The sequence below is a fragment of the Filimonas lacunae genome, assembly GCF_002355595.1.
Lineage (GTDB): Bacteria > Bacteroidota > Bacteroidia > Chitinophagales > Chitinophagaceae > Filimonas > Filimonas lacunae.
This window is the reverse complement of the sequence record NZ_AP017422.1, coordinates 3,030,517-3,049,436: the sequence shown is the minus strand read 5'-3', so window position 1 is coordinate 3,049,436 and position 18,920 is coordinate 3,030,517. Positions and strand designations below refer to the sequence as shown.

The following is an 18,920-nucleotide window of genomic DNA, read 5'->3' as shown; positions in this document are numbered from 1 at the left end:
GCACACCATGAAAAACAAACTGCTGGTACTAATAACCTGTATAATAGCTGCGCCTGTAACAGCGCAGCAAATAGACGTGGCTGGCCTGGGAAGTACATTAAGAGCTAAGCCGGTAAAGGTGAATGGAGGAATCAACGCCACTATGATGGCCTATGGAGGTAATGAAGCTGCCGGAACCGGCAGAGATCCGTTCAGCTGGTTTTTACAGGGCAACCTGAATATGAGCTTATTCGGCAAAATCAATCTTCCCTTCTCCTTTAATTTAACCAACAGCGGCAAAGGCTATACCTACCCGGTAGCGCCTAACAGGCTTAGCCTGCACCCCATGTATAAGTCGGTTACCGGTCATATAGGTGATGTAAGTATGAGTTTTTCTCCTTACACTTTAAATGGTCTGCAGTTCAGAGGGGTAGGAGTAGACGTAGCTCCTACAGGGCCCTGGAAGGTAAGCGCCATGTATGGCCGCCTACAAAAAGCAGTGCTATACGACAGCGCTACCAATAACACTCCTTATTTTGAACGCTGGGGCTATGGTGGTAAAATTAATTACCAGCAAAAGCTATACAGATTGGGGGTTTCAGCTTTTTATGCCAAAGACAAAACAGGAGTGCCACAACCAATACTGGACAGCCTGCTGATATATCCGCAACAAAACCTGTCAGTGAACTACGAGTTGTATTTCAAGCCGGCGAAAGGTATGGATGTAAGCGTTGAATATGCTACCAGCGCCTTAACCAACGATATACGTGATTCAATAGCACAAAAAAACAGGCACTACCTGAGTTCGCTGATACAAGGCAATTCCTCCACAGCTATATACCATGCTTATAAAGCCCAGCTGAACTATACTTTTAACACCAGCACTATCGGTGTGGGATATGAGCGGGTTGACCCCGGTTATAAAACCCTGGGCGCTTATTACTTTAATAACGACCTGGAAAATATTACCATCAACCTGGCACAGGCCATCTTCCATAAAAAAGCCACTATTGCCGCCAACGTAGGAGTTCAAAAAGACAATCTGAATGGGTTTAAAGCGGCCACTACCCGCAGATGGGTAAGTGCTTTTACGCTCAGCTATAACCCTACTGCCAATGTGCAAACCAGCGCCAGTTATTCTTCTTTTCAAACGCATATGAATATGCAATCTCAGTTTGAATATATCAACAACCCGGCTTCTCCTTACCAAAACCTGGATACCCTTAACTATGTGCAGTTGTCGCAAAATGCCAACGTAAATGTCAACATCATTACCCGGCGCACACAGCAGCAACAGCAGATGTTAAATGTGAACCTGAGTTTCCAGGACGCCAGCGATGAGCAGGGTGGTATTGTAAGAACCGGCAATAGTTCGCAATTTTACAACCTGGCTACTTCGTATGGTTTCACCTTTATCAAAACCGGCACCAATCTTACACTGGCATATAACCTTAGCTATAATACCATTGCCTTTAATGATATGCTTACGCAAGGACCAACCCTTGGCGTAAATAACCGTTGGCTGCAAAAAAAGCTTACCACTACATTAAGCGCATCATATAACAGCAGTAGCACCAACGGACAACAGCAAAGCAGCGTATTCAATACTAGGGTAAATGCAGCCTATAAGCTGTTTAAAAAGCATGCTTTACAGGCGGGGGTTATTAACCAATACAGAACGATACTTAACCGCGGCAGCTTTAGCAATGTAACGGGCACGCTTGGATATAATTATAGCTTTTAACCAGCATTCATGAACAACACAAGGACTGACAACAGTCCGGCATATATAATACTCTTTGTATGAAAAAGAACCACACCGCTTTACCCACACACGCATGGCTGCTGGCCGTGATGTTGCTTGGCTTTTTGCAGGTACACGCACAATCCGAAGGCCGGTACAGGGTTGACTTAAAAGTGGCCAACGTTACTCCTACAGGTGATTATAATGATGGTTGTATTAACAACTTCAGTATTTTCTTCCGTTTTACCGATAAAGGCACAGCCGACTCCCTGGTGTTTAAAGTAGAAAACCTGAATAACTGGGGCTCTACCCATACTAAAACGCTCTACTTTGCAGCACATCGAAACCTGTACCTCTTAAACCCTAAAGGCAGTCGTAACGATAAGGGCTGGGTAGGTGGATGTCATGGTTCGGATGATGCACAGGGCCCCGTACAAACAGTAACCCTGCCTTGTGTAAACAAAAGTTATGGTAGTATTATACCTGACTGGAACACCAATGTAAGTATGGTAGTAGCGCCGGAAAGAATAGATATTTACCGAACTACCGATATGCTGCCTACCGATACCAAAATTGCCATTACTGCCACCTGGGGCTTTCCTGCAGCAGTATACAACTGGCAGTATGGAAAAATAACACCCGTTCCTCACCCAGGTGGCACCATTACTTATGATACCACCTGGTATAATGTGCCCGATTCTTTACAAGGCAAGTCCACATTGAACGTTTGTGGCGAAGATATTTTCGGGCAGGATGCCGTAGCAGGAGCCGGGCAGCCGGTGACCTTCAGGGTAGCTTCCGGCTGCGCCACTTCCAATACATTGCTATTTACACAGCGCCTGGCCAGTCCGCATATTGTGAGTGTAACACCTATACCCAATGTCTGCTGGGGGCAATCGTACGGTTCCTTTAAAATTAAATTCGACAGGCAGCTGATTGCGAATGAAAAATTATACCTGGGTGTAAATGGCAATGGCAACCAGGAAAACTCACCTATGATAACCGCCCTGGATGCAGACAGCAGTTATACCTTTCCGGCCAAACTGGCGGAAGGCACTTACAATATTGATGTACTGGGCTTTTATCCTGATGTAACGATGGCCACCTATACTGGCAGCGAGAGATATAAAGCCACATTAGAACTGATTGACCCAACCCGCATACGCGGATCTATATGGACACATACCGATGTAAATTGTTTTGCAGGGCAGGATGGCACCGTTATGCTAGCCCCATATCCGCCCCTCACCAATAACGGCTATTACCAGGCAGGTTACTGGCATCCAGGTTCTACTGATACTACCTGGGTGGGCATTCGTTCTGGTATTATACTCGGGCCGGGTGGTGTAACTTACCGGTCAGTTGTGTCCGATTTACCTATGGGCAGTTATGCATTCGCCCTCAAAACAATAGATGGTTGTTATGGCGTAGATGAATCTAAAAACATAATTGTATTACCGGTTACTATTACGCAACCAGCAGCGCCTTTGGTTATTAACGATATCAGCCAGGCCAATCCGTTGTCGTTTGGCAGTACAGATGGCAATGTACAATCGGCAGTAGCAGGCGGCACAGCAGCCACAGGTAATTACAGCATTGCCTGGTTAAACAGCAACTCAGACATATTAACCAACCATACCGAAACCACCAATCCTTTTATTACCACCTTGCAATCAGCAGGAGATGGCGTTTATACCCTGATAGCAACAGATGATAACTACAGCAAGGCAACGGGCGACAACGCCAAAGGATGTTATGCTTCTCATACCTATACACTGGTACAGCCTCCTTTGCTGCAGGTGAACATTCTGCAACAAACTCCACTGTTATGTTACGGATTCACCAATGCCTCTTTATATGCTGCTGTTACAGGCGGCTTGCCAATACCAGGCAGGTTATATAATTATGTCTGGCAAAAGCAGGTAAACAGTACCTGGACTGCTATTAACCAAACGGACAGCATCGCCACCAACCTGGCTGCAGGCATGTATAAAGTGATCATTACAGATCAAAACAATATTAGTAAAGAAGCCACTTTTGAAGTATTACAACCCGATGCCTTACAATACACCAGTGTACACACCAATGTATTCTGTAACAACGGCAGCGACGGCAGCATTACGCTCACGGCAACCGGAGGCACCCAGCCTTACAATGCAGGCATCCGGGAAGCAGGAGGTACTACAGCCTGGACAACCTTCAGCAATGAAACACTGCATGCCGTAACCGGTTTGCCCGCCAACAGCTATGTGATACAAGTGAAGGATGCCAATAACTGTATCATGAAAGATGCCGGGGAAGCAGAAGTAGTCAGCTACCAGGAAGTTACCCAACCCACTCAAAAACTCACTATCACCAATCGCCTGGCCAGTCCGCCTTTATCCTTCCAGGCAACCGATGGATATATTACCCTGCAACTGGATGGCGGCACACCTGTTTCTGGTGGCACCTATCATATAGCCTGGACAGATGCACAAAATGCACAGCTGTCCAGCTATGCCAACACCACCAATCCCTTCACGAGCCGTTTAAACAACCTTGGTGAGGGCCGCTATGCCATTACTGCTGTTGACGCCAACTACAGTGCTGCCAGCGGAGACGCCAATAAAGCAGGTTGTTTTGTAACAGATACGTTTAACCTGGTACAACCTCCGCTGTTAACCCTGTCACTGGAACAACAAAACGGAGTATTATGTAATAATTATAATACCGGTATACTATATGCCCGTGTGAACGGTGGGATGGAAGTTCCTTCTGTACGTTATCGTTACCAATGGCTATTGGACGCAGGTAGCGGTTATGCAGCTATTGGCCAGACTGACAGCGTTGCCACCAGCTTAAAGGCAGGTAACTATAAAGTGATCATCACTGATCAAAACGGCATTACCCGTGAAGCTACCCATACTATTACCCAGCCAACCGCCTTAACCTATACAACAATCCATAGTGCCGTATTGTGCAACAATGGAGCTGACGGCATTATTACCGTTAATGCGGCCGGAGGTTCGGGCAAGTATCAGCTGTATTGGAACACAGGCGGCAGCGACACCTGGAAAGCTTTTGAGAAAGACGCACTTACCTATAGCGATTCTGCATTAACAGCAGACACTTATACATTGTATGTAAAAGACAGTAATGATTGTGTGATGCGCGATGCCAGCTTTAACCCGGTAAGTACCACTATTACAATTACACAACCTGCCGAAGCGTTACAGCTTACTGATAGTACCCTGATTAACCCGCTGGCTTTTGGCAGCACAGATGGGAGTGTTACTATACGTGCGAAAGGAGGCACTCCTGATGCAAATGGCTTATATACTACCCAATGGACAAAAGATGGCAGCAGTTGGACAACTTTCACCAATACACAGCCTCCTTTCCAAACCAGAGTACACGATGCAGGCAATGGGGTGTATGCACTCACCCTTTCTGATATTAATTATAGTAAAGCAAAAGGCAGCAATGCCGCAGGATGTATTACCACCGGAACCTATCGGCTGGTACATCCCACCTTGCTTACCGTACAGATAATAGAACAACAGGTTATATCCTGTAACGGGGTAGCGGATGGTGTATTGTATGCCAAAGCAGAAGGCGGGATAGAATTCACCCCAGACAGATACCAGTATCAATGGCAACAACAGATTAATAATGTATGGAGCAATATTACACGTACCGACAGCATTGCCGGTGCGCTCGCAGCCGGTAATTATAAAATCATCATCACCGATAAAAACGGAATTCAAAAAGAAGCTACCTATACGCTGCAGCAGCCCGATGTGTTAACAGTTCAGTTATCCGCCACCCAGGTAACAGCCTGCCATAATAATGATGGAAGTGCCCTTGCCGTTATCGCGGGAGGTACAAAGCCTTATCATATTGAATGGAGTAATGGTGATACCACTACACAAATAACACAGCAGCCCAAAGGCAAATACCTGGCTTTTGTAAATGATGCGCGCGGCTGTTATACACAAAAACAAGTAGCGTTACAATCGCCCAATCCCATTATTATTACCGATTCGGTAGTAACCCAACCGCTTTGCTACAACTACCATACCGGTGCTATCAGCTACCAGGTATCTGGCGGACAAGCTCCTTATCAATATACCTGGAGCAATGGCAGTACCGGGCAAAACATCACAAACCTGGCAAAAGGCAACTATACAGTAACCATTACCGATGCACAAAACTGTACGGAAGCTTTTGATTTTACTATTACAGAACCTAACCAGCTGGTGATTGAGCTGGGGCCTGACCGCACTTTATGCCGCGACCAGGTATATCAGGCCAATGCCCTGCTGGAGGAGCCGGGCATCAGCTATCAGTGGACTGCCTCTAATGGGTTTACCGCTACTATACCCGTAGTTACTTTAACCAAAGCAGGCAAGTATTATGTAACAGCCACCAACACTAACGGATGTACAGCTTCGGACAATATCACCATCAGCGTGAGCGACCAGGTGATAGCCGCCAGTTTTGCAGGCAGCACGCAAAGCTTTACCAATGAAGATGTAGTGTTTGTCAACATCAGCAACCCGGCGCCCGACTGGATTAAATGGGAGTATCCGGCAGTAGCGGGTGTTACGGTAAAGCAGCAGGATAGTATGTCGGCAACCGTATCCTTCCGCGATACAGGCATCTATATCATTCAAATGCATGCCGGCACTGGTGTGTGCGAGCAAACCGCGTCGCAGCCCATCACTATCATTAAAGGAGAATCGCTGGACGATCCGGGTACCACTACCGAGCCATTTATCAAAACATTCTACCTCGCACCCAACCCTAATAACGGACAGTTTAAAGTGGTAGTGAGCTTGCAGGATGCTTCACAGATACAGTTACGATTGATAGATATAAGCAGTGGCCGCGTAGTAAATACACGTAAAGAAAGCGGACAGGCGAATTATGAATTACAATATGTATTGTCTATACCGGCAGGCACATACGCATTGGTGTTAGAAACCCCTAAAGGCAGCCGTGTACTTAAAGTACTGATTTTATGAGAAAGCGCAGCACCCTTTTGACCCTTATATTGTTATTGCTTACCACAATAGCAAAAGCCGATTTTCCGGTTCAGGCCAGTGTACAGCTCATCCCACCGTATACCTTACGCGTGAGTGATCTGTACAGCAGCTCTACCGATAAAATGGTAATCACCCTTATTAATACCGATTTAACCAAAGCCTCGCTGGGGGTACGGTTAAGGTTATACATAGAAAGTCAGGGGATAGTACTACGCAGCAAAGACGGCGTCTATTACCCCACCATTACTTTAGACGCCGGAATTCCTGCCCGGTTAACCCAGGGCGATCTGGCGCCTTATTTCAATGTAGATAACCTGGATTTAACGGGCCTTACCCGCGCGCAATATACACAACAGGGTACACTGCCCGAAGGTTTTTACACGATCAGCTGCGAGGTCATTGAAGTATTAACCGGCAGGGTGCTAAGCCGTAAAAGCAGCGCTATGGCCTGGATCAGTCTGAGCGATCCTCCATTGCTGAATTTACCTGCCAAACAGGAATCCATTGCCTTCCGCAACCCGCAAAACATCCTATTTAACTGGACTCCCCGGCATTTAAGCAGCCCCAACAGCGCCTTCAATACCTCTTACGATTTCACGCTGGTGGAAATATGGGACAATGTGATTGCTCCGGAAGTTGCTTTTACTACAGCCCAGCCTTTATATCAAACCAACACCACCGCTACTACATTATTATACGGCCCTGCTGAAACACCATTGATTGCCGGTAAAAGATATGCCTGGCGGGTACAGGCCAAGGCTTCTAATGGCATAGACAATCTGGATCTGTTTCGCAACAATGGCTACAGCGAAATATTCTGGTTCACTTACCAGGATAACTGTCAGCCACCCACCAACCCACAGGCGGAACCAGGCACAGGCCGGGCCACTATCAGCTGGACACCGGGTGTGCAATTACTGGATTCTACCTACACTGTCGATTACCGTGTACAGGGGCAAACCAACTGGTACAGCAGCACCACCACCGCCAGCAAACAAATGCTGTACGATTTAACGGTCAATCAAACCTACGAATACCGCGTGGGCGTAGCCTGCGCGTCCGGCACCGGCTACACCTACACCGATATTAAAACATTTGTAATGACGGGCAGTAAGGATACCGCAGGTATTAACTGTGGTAAAATAACACCAGCCTTAAACATTACCAATCAAAACCTGGCCACTACCATGCTCAACGGCGACCGTATCACCGCCGGCGATTTCCCTGTAGTGCTTACACAGGTAAGTGGTACAAAAAGTTTCTCCGGCAAAGGATATGTAACCATACCCATGCTGTCGAACGCCAAAGTGAAGGTAACATTCAGCAATATTGGCATTAACACCGACAAACAACTGATCAGCGGTTATATAGAAACAACCTACGACTCTACCGAATCACAGATTGCCAATGTAAACAAGATCATAGAAAACATAGAAGGTGCTATAGAAGGCGGTAATAATACAGGGCATGTAGTAACCGGCGAAAGCGCTGCCGACTACACCGTAAACTTCACTATACCGGAAAACTGCACTACCTGCACCTTTACTTCTGATGGAAAGGGCGGCGGCACTATGAATTTTGGTAATAACAACACCCTTACCGTAGACCATTTACCTGCTACTGTAAAAGATGCTTCCGGCACCACCTATAGCATAGGCCAGGATGGCAAACTTACTAAAATAGGTACCGCCACCGAAGCTTCTAAAAACCTGGTAGCAGGCGCTGATAAAACAGCTATAGACACCAGCAAAGGCATCGTCAACTTTACCGCACATCCCGATCAGCATTACGCCTTTGACAAGTACATAGCCGCTTACGACAATAATGAAACCTGGGGCAAACGCTACGAAGCGCTGGGCAGCTATCGCGTATCCGCCAAAGCCATTGCACAGGGCGTTACAGATGTGGTATTGGCCGAAATAGCGTTGAAAAACGATCTGAAACCAGATAGCGTTCAGTTTGTAAGTGGCACCGGAACAGTATATACCAAGGCGAAGTATAATAACAAAGACAATGCATGGGTGATTAACCTGGTAGGTGGCCCGGCTAATGATGCACAGGAGATATATGCCTTATATCCGCAGCCTGACGGAAAGGCTGCTAATTTAGGTAAATTACTGGTGGCTGCTTACCCGGCGCGTGAAAAGAAACTGGTACTGGTGCCTGTTAACGGCATCACTGGCTTTGACGAAAAAGCGATAGCAGATTCCTTAAACGCCATTTACAACAGCATTAATATCCGCTTTACAGTATCTACTGATCAGTCGTTTAGTTCCAGCAGCATATCTGCCTGGGATGAAGATAATAATGGCGCACTAAACGTATCTGGTAGCGGCCTCTTAAGTGTATACACGCCGGAAATGAAAGCGTTGAACAGCGCCTATAAAGGAGTGAATAAGACACTGGATAAAGACGCTGTTTACATGTTTGTTCTGGATAAGGCTGCCGACAGTATGGTACTGGGCGATATGCCACGCAACAAGCAATTCGGCTACCTGTTCGTACAGGACAATAAGGCCATTCCTTATACCGTAGCACACGAAATGGCTCATGGCTTCTTCAGTCTGCAGCACCTGTTCGATTACAGTGGAATGCATAGAACAGAAAGCTTGCCTGCCAACCTGATGGATTATCCTGCTGGCAATCGCTTATCGAAATTACAATGGGATTGTATACATGATCCGGCACTGGTAATAGGCGCTTTTGAAAGCGATGGTGATGCTATGAGCTATAAGCTGTATCAGATCGATTCAGCTTTCAGAAACAAGGATAATAAAACCGTTTCGTTCCTGGCACCCACAGGAGAAATCATTACCGTACCACAGAAAACCGTATACAACATATGGTTTAACTATGGCTCAGCATATCACGATGAGGATAAAAGCTACCTGGAATACTATGATAGCTTACTGGCAGGAACCTTATACCGGTTCTCTATCAAAACCAGTGAAACTACTTACGAAACCTACGAATTCAATGCAGAGCAGTCCAATTATGTAGGAGTAAACTCTGGTACAGCTTACGTACAGAATGTGGATTTTGACAATGTAGATGGTTTTGCATATCCTGTACCATGCGATGGAAAGTACACTTTATATAAGTTCCCTGTTGGATCAGATGGATATTTCAGCAAGCTGGCAGGCAAGGCTGCCTCATTGAATTTCTTTAGTATAGCCAGTCTGTTTACACCTTTCAAAGGCAGCTTCCAGCCTATGAAGCGGGATAATAATACCATATCCCAGGTAGTAGACAGTATTGTAAGGCAAAACTGCAGCTATTGTATTTCCAGCATCACACTTACCATGCTGAAAGGACGCTGCAATACACAGGAGCTGATATGGGTAGATAAAATTGCCCAGATGCGTACTATTTATCCTCTCTATTTCGACAGGTTTACACAGCTGGAAATAGTAAATCCGCATCCGTTTAAAATAACAATTGTAGATAACCCCAACCAGGAGGGAAGCTGGGAGCAGCCACGGACACTTTACTTCAAAGGCAAAACGCCTGAAATGGGTAAGGACTATGATACAGTATATGCCAGTGAATTCCCATGGGCTAATTACCTGGCTACACATCCGGAAGTAGTTAGCAATTTCACGAGCAATAAAACAGAGTTCTACAGAACATTTATTGAACAGTTTGATCTGTTTATTAAACAAGGTAACCAAAGCAGTGATGATTTCTGGAACAGTGTAACCAAATCCACTTCCGTTGGAGCTATAACTGCACAGGTGTATAAGGATGAATTATTCCAGTTACAGGCTGTAAATCCGCTTAAAAAGCTCATTGCACTGGATCTGATGATCAACAGTTCCACCAATTACTTTACCACACTGGAAACGCCATGTGTAAAACTGTTCTCCACCTTTAACGAAAGTGACTATATACAGGTATTAACCTATATCACTGATAGCATTGGTATCAAGAAGGTATACGATGCCTTCTATAACCACAGTGATTATGCAGGAGGCCGCCAAAACCTTACAGAGATATTATGCCTGATTAGCTCAATGGTGTCGCAAACCGGTTATGGTATAGAGAGTGAAGACCGGTATGCACATTATATGAAGGAAATAGATAAAATTCCAGGAGTTGAAGGCAACCTCTGGCAGTTCTCCAACTTCAAATGGAACTTCCTTGACAATGGCCTTATCAGGATGTATGAGCGAGACGACAAAACCTCCTTTGATGTAAAATATAATGATATAGTCCCTATCCAGATGATAGGTGGCTTTGAATTCCGCGGCGTTAAATATCAGGATGGAACCATTATCCGCGTACCAGCAATTATGGCTGTTTTAATGAACCACCTGGGTAGAATGGAAGTAACTGAAAAAGTTACCTGGACAGGTGTAAACACCATCATGCTGGCAGTAGGTATAGCAGAGATAAAAGTAGCATTTGAAGCCGCTAAGCTGGTACGTATGGGGCTTGCTGTAGCAGATGCCATAGGCACCACCACTTCAATAATAGCCCAACAGGTGAACGACACCTATATGCCGGCCAAACTGCGTGGCGAAGTACAGTTAGCCGCAGCCTTATTATCACTACCTAACGCGCTCAGCAAAATAGCCGAGATAGAAAAAGTAGTTGACGATCTGGATGCTGCTATAGCCGGTGCAGAGAAATCAATGGCTAAAGGCGAAGTGCTGGCTGCCATGTATGCTGCTAAAAGGCAGATTTCCCTGGCAATGACGGATTCTAAAGATGCTGTTGAAATATTTAACCGTATTAGTAAAGTTGGTATTGCAGAGGAAGATCTCAAACCATTCAAGGAAATTCTTTCTTCTCTAAGTAAAAATGATAATAACGTTTACCTGGTTGTATTTAGAAATAAACAGAATAACATTAAACTTCTGGCGAATGGCAGGGAAACTGTTTTAGAAGATTATTCTCTGGGTGCTTATCTTAAAAAATGGTATCCGAATGCAGCCCAGAATGGCAAGAAGATCATCCTGCTTTCCGGCCAGGATGCAGCAACAGCACAAAAGCTTGCTAAAAATTATGAGGGAACTATTATAGCAAATGATGGATGGGTAAGACTACATGATAATGGAGTAATTGAAAGTAGTAAACCATTTAAAGAATATACAGCTGCCGGTAGTGTAGAATCTGCCAAAGAAGTAACCGGCCTTGGTTCAGCCTCCAACACTGCTGCTAAGTTTTCTATTAAAGTGGGCGCATGGACAGAATTAGATGCTCAGGCAGCCAATTATGTGCAAAAACTTAAAAACGAAAAACTCACTTATATCGCAGGCAAGTTCAGACAATTCTCAGATGAAGAGCGTATAAGGTTTATGAAAAACTTTGACGACAACACACCTATAAACTATAAAAGACTGCTGGATGATGAAACAAAAAGCATGATAAACAACTGGCGGGCGGATGAATACTTTGCTAATCCTGCAGGAATGGATAAGTATCATTATTCTTCAGCAGATAAGCTTGAGCATGCTGTTTTAGGTGACTATGCTCCTCCCGAAGATCCTGTATTATCTATGCGTCCCAAAAAGATGACTGGAGGAGGTCATGGAGAGGATGGCTACCAATATCAAATAAAATGTGGTTATAATCCTGAAGTTAAATATACTTTTGATAACAAAGTTCGTACAGGCAATGTTCCGGGACATGAAGATCCCTTGAAAGCAACTGGGGGAGAACAGTCCTGGTATCCTCCTGATTGGACCAAGCAGGATATTTCAGATGCTGAACAATATGTAAAAAATCATAACCCGGCCGCGTGGACTGCACTACCAGAAGGTGGAGTTATTTATGATAATTACAAGAATGTAAGAGTAGGAATTGTGAAAACACAAGGGGCTATCGGTACCTCATTCCCGGATAAAATGATGCAACCTTCTATGACAGGTGCTCATTGGGAATTAAATCCTACCATTATAAAAAATTAACAGGATTGACGCAGAATATGAATACAATGGTAAAAAGAGGATTTGCATTATTGCAAACCAGAGAGCCTGGCGACGTTCCGGACATTCACGATATAGAAAAAAATGCGGGGGTAAAATTACCCCCGCTTTATAAAACATTTATTACCTGCTTTAAAACAGGAGAGTACGCTATACAGAAAGAACAGCGTATTACTGCTGACAAAAAGACGTTACTGGAATTTACCTGGTATAACAGTGAACATCCTGTATTTACCGACAATGATATTCGTTTTGATTTCTTTAATAATATTGAATATGAAATAGAATACAACCAGAATTGTTTGGTAATAGGCACCTGCCATAAATACTACCAGTTACTCCTGAGCATAGAAGGAGAAGCGGCAGATCAGCTGTTTTTACACATCGATGAAGCTACACCTCTTGTTCCCTTGCATATGAATATATTTCAGTTTGTGCAAACATTGGTACTAATACCTATAGAAGAAAAATATATAGCAGGCATGAAATACAGCCAGCTATATAAAAAGTGGGGCAACGAGTATTGGCAAACGGAAGAATAATGATTATGGCCCAACGCTTACATATAATAGCAAATAGGGTAGACGTAGGAATGAAAAACAAGAAAGACAGAATAGAAAAAAAGGCTTCAGGCAGCAAAACAAGCTATTCCTCAGCCCATTTAAATAGTGAGAAACCCCACATAAGCAATAGCCAGTAAAACACCAACTCCGGCTGTATACCATTTGGTTCTCGAGAAACACCGATTCCGTAACTTTACACCCGTATCTAAAAGCAAGCGTCGGATTTATTCAAAGAAGAAACAAATGGTAGCTAATGGAAACAAATGAAAAAAGAAAAATTGCCTGGTCGGTATTAGACCTCGCAACCGTGTTGGAAGGGAAAACAGCCGCTGATTCATTCGCCAACAGTCTGGCGCTGGCCAAACATGCAGAAAGCCTGGATTATACCCGCTTCTGGCTGGCCGAACATCACAATATGATAGGAGTTGCCAGTTCGGCCACCTCCATATTAATCGGCCACATAGCCGGTGGCACCCAAACCATACGGGTAGGGTCGGGGGGCATTATGTTACCCAACCATGCACCGCTGGTAGTGGCAGAACAATTTGGCACCCTGGCCTCTTTGTATCCCGGCCGTATTGATCTGGGCCTGGGCCGTGCCCCTGGTACCGATCAGTTAACCGCCAGGGCTTTGCGGGGCGAGAACTTTCATGCACAGCACAATTTCCCGGCCGACATTCAAAAGCTGCAACGCTTTTTCTCCGCCGAAAACAGCACCGCCAGTGTACGCGCCATACCAGGAGAAGGTTTAGATATTCCTATCTGGATATTAGGCTCCAGCACCGACAGCGCCCTGCTGGCCGCAGCTATGGGATTACCTTATGCTTTTGCCAGCCATTTTGCTCCCACTTACTTTATGCAGGCCATTGAGCTGTACCGCAAAAACTTCCAGCCATCTCAATGGTTACAACAGCCTTACGTAATATCCTGCGTGAATGTAGTAGCTGCCGATACGGATGCCGAAGCAGAACGTTTGACCACTTCAATAAAGCAGTTTTTTATGGGAGTGGTAACCGGCAAACGCAGCCGTTTATTACCACCGGTTGACAGCATGGAAGGCATATGGGATATGCAGGAAGAAGCGGCTGTGATGCAAATGCTGGCTTACTCGTTTGTGGGAGGACCGCAAAAGCTACAAGCCAAAATAGAAAGTTTTCTCCAGCAAACGGGCGTAAACGAGATAATGGCTACAGCGCATATCTACGATCAAACAGCACGTTTACATTCTTATACACTGTTTGCACAACTGATGCAACAGATCAACGCTTAACAGGTAGTTGAAAATTCGTTTTTTGTATAATTATATATAACTGAGCATGAAACGAATAGAAGAATGTTCCTTTTTTTTTAAAAAAATTGACAGAAAAAATTTGGAATTTAAAATTCCTGTAGTAACATCGCAGTATCAAAGACGATTATATCACCTCATTATAAACTAGGTGTTTTTCATAGGTTAGCAACGGCCTGCCTTGTCTAAGGTTCGGGCCTATTTTTTAAAGCCAATATCCACTGTAATAACCACTCAGGCTCGGGTGTAAGAGTCATCCAATTATTCTATTGAGTACCGCAATTAAATAAGTATTCCATCATTTTTAGTTATACCTAAGTAAACTGTACTCTTATGGATGAACTGGCAAGGTTTCCAGAGTGCGACCTCACAGAAGAAGCATTAGTTGAGCTCGTAAACAAAAGAGAATCGCGTGGCCTGGATGAAGTTTTTAACATCTACATGGGCCGCATGTACTTCTTCTCGTTACAATTTGTACCTACAGAAGAAGTAAGTGAAGAAATAGCCGTTAGCAGTATGGAAGCATTCTGGAAAAACGGGCATAAAAACTACACATCCCTGTGTGAAGTAAGAGAGTCATTATTTGACAATTTAACCACCAGGTGCACCAACGCTGTAAAACAGGAGGAAGGTGTGTTTTTAATTGCAGACAAACAATTAAACACACAACAGCTGGAAAAACACATCAAAATTTCTAATCTAAAAGCAGAGGTTGCATTTATTTATCACCTGCAAAAAGAAAAGAAAAACGGAAAGGACGACGGGGAAGAGAATAAACCCGAAGAACCAAAGAAAGAAAACCCGGAAGAAAACAACGAAAACAAGAATGATCCTGAAAGCTAGTATCATTTTGCCATAGATTATTGAAAGATGTTGTAAAGGCGCTTATATCTATAAGTGCCTTTTTTAATGCCCTGCATTCACTCAAACAAGGCAACAAAGGGGACAAACATCCTATAACCATCTGATATTCAGCATACACATTGTCCACTATTTGTCTTACCTCTGACTATGCCCGAACCATTACTAACGATTAGATTGCGTATATAATTACTTACTTGACTATGGAAATAACAGCAGCCAGCCCTTACATTACCAAAAGAGAGAAAGAGATACTTGCACTGGTAGCAGAGGGGTACACCAGCAGCTCAATAGCCAACAAGCTATACCTGAGCATTCGCACAGTAGAAAATCACCGGATGAATATTCTAAAGAAGTTAAGCGCCAAAAACACCGCCACTATGATAAAGCGGGCGCAAGAAGAAAATCTGTTAGTTCATTAGTACTGCTTTTATTATAAAGCAGTACTTTTTACCACACAATCCTTTACAATTACATTTATTTTACGACCTCTAACGCGACCTTCCACGGTTACAGTTTGCAGTTTGCTTAAACGCGAAACGGTATTTTCATCGTCAAACATGCACTGTATACCCATGGAACCATAAGGCTCTTTGCCTGCCAGCACTATATAGCCGCCACCATTATCAATGGTTACAATTTTACCGGTTATTAAAATGGTTTCACCTTTAAAGGTATCATCAGCTTTCGACTCATTATTGGTATACTGGCTGTATAAATCAGTAGCTTGTATGGTTTTGGCATTGGGATCTAAAGCTTTGTTAGCAGCAATAACATCAGGTTCAGCAGGCTTACGGTTGGTTATCCATCTTACACAAAATGCAGCTACAAATAATAAGGCTACATAAAGAATCCAACGGATGTGATCGGGCTTTTTAGGTTGTTGTGCTCTGCTCATTGACAGTCTTTTTAGGGGGATGACACTAAGGGTCTGGTTAATTTCGGGCTAAAGATATGGAATTAAACTATTGTAATATATTAGCAATATGATTCAACCTGAGACTACATCCAACACCTATAGACCATTTGTACTCTCTGGCGGCGGCGCCCGTGGTTACGCCCACCTGGGTGTATTAAAAGCTTTTTCTGAAAAGCATATTTACCCGGAAGCTATTGCCGCCACCAGTTCCGGATCGATGATAGCCGCTTTTATTTGCGACGGTTACACGCCAGACGAGGTAAACACCCTTTTCCATAGCACCAAACTGAGTTTGTCTATGCAATGGAACAACCTCAAATCGGGATTATTATCTCTCAAAACCGTAGAGCAGGTATTGAAAACTTACTTGCGCAGCACTACTTTCGAGCAGCTGAAAATACCGTTGTATATCACCGCTACCAACTATACCAATGGCACCCGTGCCGTTTTTAGCAAGGGGCCTATCATTCCGGCTATTATGGCCGCATCGTCTATTCCTATCCTGTTTTCTCCGGTAACCATAGAGGGCATTCCTTATGTGGACGGGGGCTTATCCGGTAACCTGCCTGCCGAGGTACTGGTTCCTCAATACCGGGATATTATAGGGGTACACGTTAATCCTATCCGCCCCTACAATCCGGCCGACAGTATTATGGCTAATGTTGAGCGCACTTTAAACATGGCTATTCATGAACCTGTTACCATTAGCCGGCTGCTATGCAGTCAGTTTATAGAACCGGAAGCATTACGGGAATTTGGCACTTTCGATTTTAAAAAGTTTCCCGCCATGTACACGGTGGGCCTGGAATATACCCGCCAGTTACTGGCGCAGCCTGCTCCGGTGTCGGCGCAAACGCATTAATGGATAAAAAAGGAGAGGATGCCGGTAATGATAAGAGTTACTCCCGTAATCATACCCGCATTGTGTTCCAGGGTATGCCAGTTTAACTTTAGTAATCCTTTATAAGCAAAACCTACCAATAGTATCATACCCGAAGTGGTAATGGTAAGATAGATCAGCGACATGCACCAGGTTACCCAAACCGGTTGCGTTCCGGCTAAAAGAAAATAGGCTTCTATTTCCATGCAGGGCGAAAAAAACATAGCCACCGCCAAAGCAGTAACAATACGCTTTTTGGTATGCTTCCGTTTTACTTCATCTGTAATATGAAAGTGTTTGTGCTTATGATGGCGATAACTGAAAATAAGCCCCATGATAATCAGGATCACCGGGGCAATGATGTGCGTAAACTGATGTATGCTGCCCGACAAACTTTTTCCCAAAACCGACAACGCCACTCCTAAGGCTATAGTGCTAAGCGCATGCGCCAATGCAGCCACCAGGGTTACGGTGGTAACCTCCTTTAATGTCCAGCGCTCCCTTCTTCCTACAGCAATTACAGGCAACCAGTGATTAGGTATAACGGCATGTAAAAGACTGATAATGATACTACCTGTAAGAATACTGAACATAAATCAATTCAAAATAAAAGGCAAAAGTAAGATAAGTATGATTGTATTATCCTGTTAATGAAGCCAGTAGCTATTATTTTTCCCGATTTGTTATAAATGCTCCCCAGTCACCCTTCATTTAAGGGATATTTAATTAAACAATTATACTATATTAACGTTAATTTATAGTGTAACAACTTTAACCCTGTTATATGTATCTTATGCCAGTTTCACTATCTGCACCCTCTATAAGGCTGCTTTTGCTTGCAACTATGCTGTTTTTCTCTCTCTATACTGTCCGCGCGCAGGAGGGAGCTATTGACAAATCCATTCACAAAACAACCGTCACGTACAGTACCAAAGACACGGTAACACTAAAAATGGACATTTACAGTAATGACCCCATTACCGTGAAAAAGCCCTGTATCGTGTTTGTATTTGGTGGCGGCTTTGCCACCGGGCAAAGAGATGCTGCCGGTTATTTTGCCTATTTTAATGCATTGGCCAAGCATAACTTTAAAGTAGTATCTATTGACTACCGCTTAGGGCTTCAGGGTGGTAAAAAAGTATCGCCACTGAACACAAAACCGTTAAAAGAAGCAATTGATATGGCAGTAACCGACCTGTACGATGCCACAGCCTACCTGATTAAACATGCCGAAACATTGGGCATTGATTCCTCAGCTATTATTTTAAGTGGCTCCAGCGCAGGCGCTATCACTGCCTTACAGGCCGATTGGGAAAAAAGGAATGAACATGCCATTGCGCAAATACTACCCGAAAGCTTCCAGTACAAAGGAGTAGTAGCCTTTGCCGGAGCTATACTAAGCTACAGGGGAGCGCCCACTTATAAAATACCACCGGCGCCCACTATGCTTTATCATGGTACTAAAGACAAAATAGTTCCTTTTAACCGCGTCCGCTTTTTCAATAAAATATTCTGCGGCTCTAATTACCTGGCTTACCGTTTTGAAGCAGAAAAGTATCCTTACTATTTCCGGGTAATGCATCGCATGGGGCACGAAGTGGCCAGTACACCCATGCACCAGCATATAGATGAAGTGCTGTGGTTTTTAGATGAATACGTTATAAAAGGGAAACAGTACCTGGTACAGGTTGACTTTAACGATTTGGCCGGCAGAAGGGTTTCCCGCTAA

General features: G+C 44.2%; 11 protein-coding genes. 9 read left to right on the top strand and 2 right to left on the bottom strand.

Annotated elements, in window-relative coordinates:
• Nucleotides 1–7: 7 nt before the first annotated feature.
• The 7 genes from FLA_RS12195 (at nucleotide 8) to FLA_RS12165 (ending at nucleotide 15,814) form a co-directional block, all read left to right on the top strand.
• Entirely contained in the window at nucleotides 8–1,723 is a 1,716-nt protein-coding gene (locus FLA_RS12195; RefSeq protein ID WP_076380756.1) for a TonB-dependent receptor, read from the top strand.
• 59 nt (nucleotides 1,724–1,782) lie between these two features.
• The gene (locus FLA_RS12190; protein WP_076380755.1) at nucleotides 1,783–6,729 is read left to right on the top strand and encodes a T9SS type A sorting domain-containing protein; all 4,947 of its coding nucleotides are present in this window, start codon (nucleotides 1,783–1,785) and stop codon (nucleotides 6,727–6,729) included.
• Complete coding sequence (locus FLA_RS12185) at nucleotides 6,726–12,662, top strand: EndoU domain-containing protein (protein WP_076380754.1); 5,937 nt, start codon at nucleotides 6,726–6,728, stop codon at nucleotides 12,660–12,662. The genes FLA_RS12190 and FLA_RS12185 overlap by 4 nt, the downstream gene beginning before the upstream one ends.
• 17 nt (nucleotides 12,663–12,679) lie before the next feature.
• A complete protein-coding gene (locus FLA_RS12180; RefSeq protein WP_076380753.1) occupies nucleotides 12,680–13,222 on the top strand; it encodes an SMI1/KNR4 family protein in 543 nt (180 codons plus the stop codon).
• Between the two features lie 274 nt (nucleotides 13,223–13,496).
• Nucleotides 13,497–14,513: an LLM class flavin-dependent oxidoreductase gene (locus tag FLA_RS12175; RefSeq protein ID WP_076380752.1), complete on the top strand. Its 1,017-nt coding sequence runs from the start codon at nucleotides 13,497–13,499 to the stop codon at nucleotides 14,511–14,513.
• 351 nt (nucleotides 14,514–14,864) lie between these two features.
• On the top strand, nucleotides 14,865–15,374 hold the full coding sequence (locus FLA_RS12170; protein WP_076380751.1) for a hypothetical protein: 510 nt from the start codon (nucleotides 14,865–14,867) through the stop codon (nucleotides 15,372–15,374).
• 221 nt (nucleotides 15,375–15,595) lie between these two features.
• A complete protein-coding gene (locus FLA_RS12165) occupies nucleotides 15,596–15,814 on the top strand; it encodes a helix-turn-helix domain-containing protein (protein ID WP_076380750.1) in 219 nt (72 codons plus the stop codon).
• 11 nt (nucleotides 15,815–15,825) lie between these two features.
• Here the strand turns inward: FLA_RS12165 and FLA_RS12160 are convergent, their stop codons facing one another.
• The gene (locus FLA_RS12160; RefSeq protein WP_076380749.1) at nucleotides 15,826–16,290 is read right to left on the bottom strand and encodes an OB-fold protein; all 465 of its coding nucleotides are present in this window, start codon (nucleotides 16,288–16,290) and stop codon (nucleotides 15,826–15,828) included.
• An 88-nt stretch (nucleotides 16,291–16,378) separates the two neighbouring features.
• Here FLA_RS12160 and FLA_RS12155 point away from each other — a divergent pair, with 88 nt between their 5' ends.
• Nucleotides 16,379–17,173, top strand: a complete 795-nt coding sequence (locus FLA_RS12155; protein ID WP_076380748.1) for a patatin-like phospholipase family protein — start codon at nucleotides 16,379–16,381, stop codon at nucleotides 17,171–17,173.
• On the opposite strand, the gene FLA_RS12150 is transcribed toward FLA_RS12155, so the two are convergent.
• On the bottom strand, nucleotides 17,170–17,784 hold the full coding sequence (locus FLA_RS12150) for a hypothetical protein (RefSeq protein ID WP_076380747.1): 615 nt from the start codon (nucleotides 17,782–17,784) through the stop codon (nucleotides 17,170–17,172). The genes FLA_RS12155 and FLA_RS12150 overlap by 4 nt on opposite strands.
• Nucleotides 17,785–18,023: 239 nt before the next feature.
• Between FLA_RS12150 and FLA_RS12145 the strand changes: the two genes are divergently transcribed.
• A complete protein-coding gene (locus FLA_RS12145; RefSeq protein ID WP_159445147.1) occupies nucleotides 18,024–18,920 on the top strand; it encodes an alpha/beta hydrolase in 897 nt (298 codons plus the stop codon).

Bases quoted from the DNA above. Each gene is read 5' to 3' on its own strand.
- FLA_RS12170 (WP_076380751.1), top strand. From the start codon at position 14,865: ATGGATGAACTGGCAAGGTTTCCAGAGTGCGACCTCACAGAAGAAGCA.
- FLA_RS12160 (WP_076380749.1), bottom strand. From the start codon at position 16,290: ATGAGCAGAGCACAACAACCTAAAAAGCCCGATCACATCCGTTGGATT.
- FLA_RS12185 (WP_076380754.1), top strand. From the start codon at position 6,726: ATGAGAAAGCGCAGCACCCTTTTGACCCTTATATTGTTATTGCTTACC.
- FLA_RS12155 (WP_076380748.1), top strand. From the start codon at position 16,379: ATGATTCAACCTGAGACTACATCCAACACCTATAGACCATTTGTACTC.
- FLA_RS12195 (WP_076380756.1), top strand. From the start codon at position 8: ATGAAAAACAAACTGCTGGTACTAATAACCTGTATAATAGCTGCGCCT.
- FLA_RS12150 (WP_076380747.1), bottom strand. From the start codon at position 17,784: ATGTTCAGTATTCTTACAGGTAGTATCATTATCAGTCTTTTACATGCC.
- FLA_RS12175 (WP_076380752.1), top strand. From the start codon at position 13,497: ATGGAAACAAATGAAAAAAGAAAAATTGCCTGGTCGGTATTAGACCTC.
- FLA_RS12180 (WP_076380753.1), top strand. From the start codon at position 12,680: ATGAATACAATGGTAAAAAGAGGATTTGCATTATTGCAAACCAGAGAG.
- FLA_RS12165 (WP_076380750.1), top strand. From the start codon at position 15,596: ATGGAAATAACAGCAGCCAGCCCTTACATTACCAAAAGAGAGAAAGAG.
- FLA_RS12190 (WP_076380755.1), top strand. From the start codon at position 1,783: ATGAAAAAGAACCACACCGCTTTACCCACACACGCATGGCTGCTGGCC.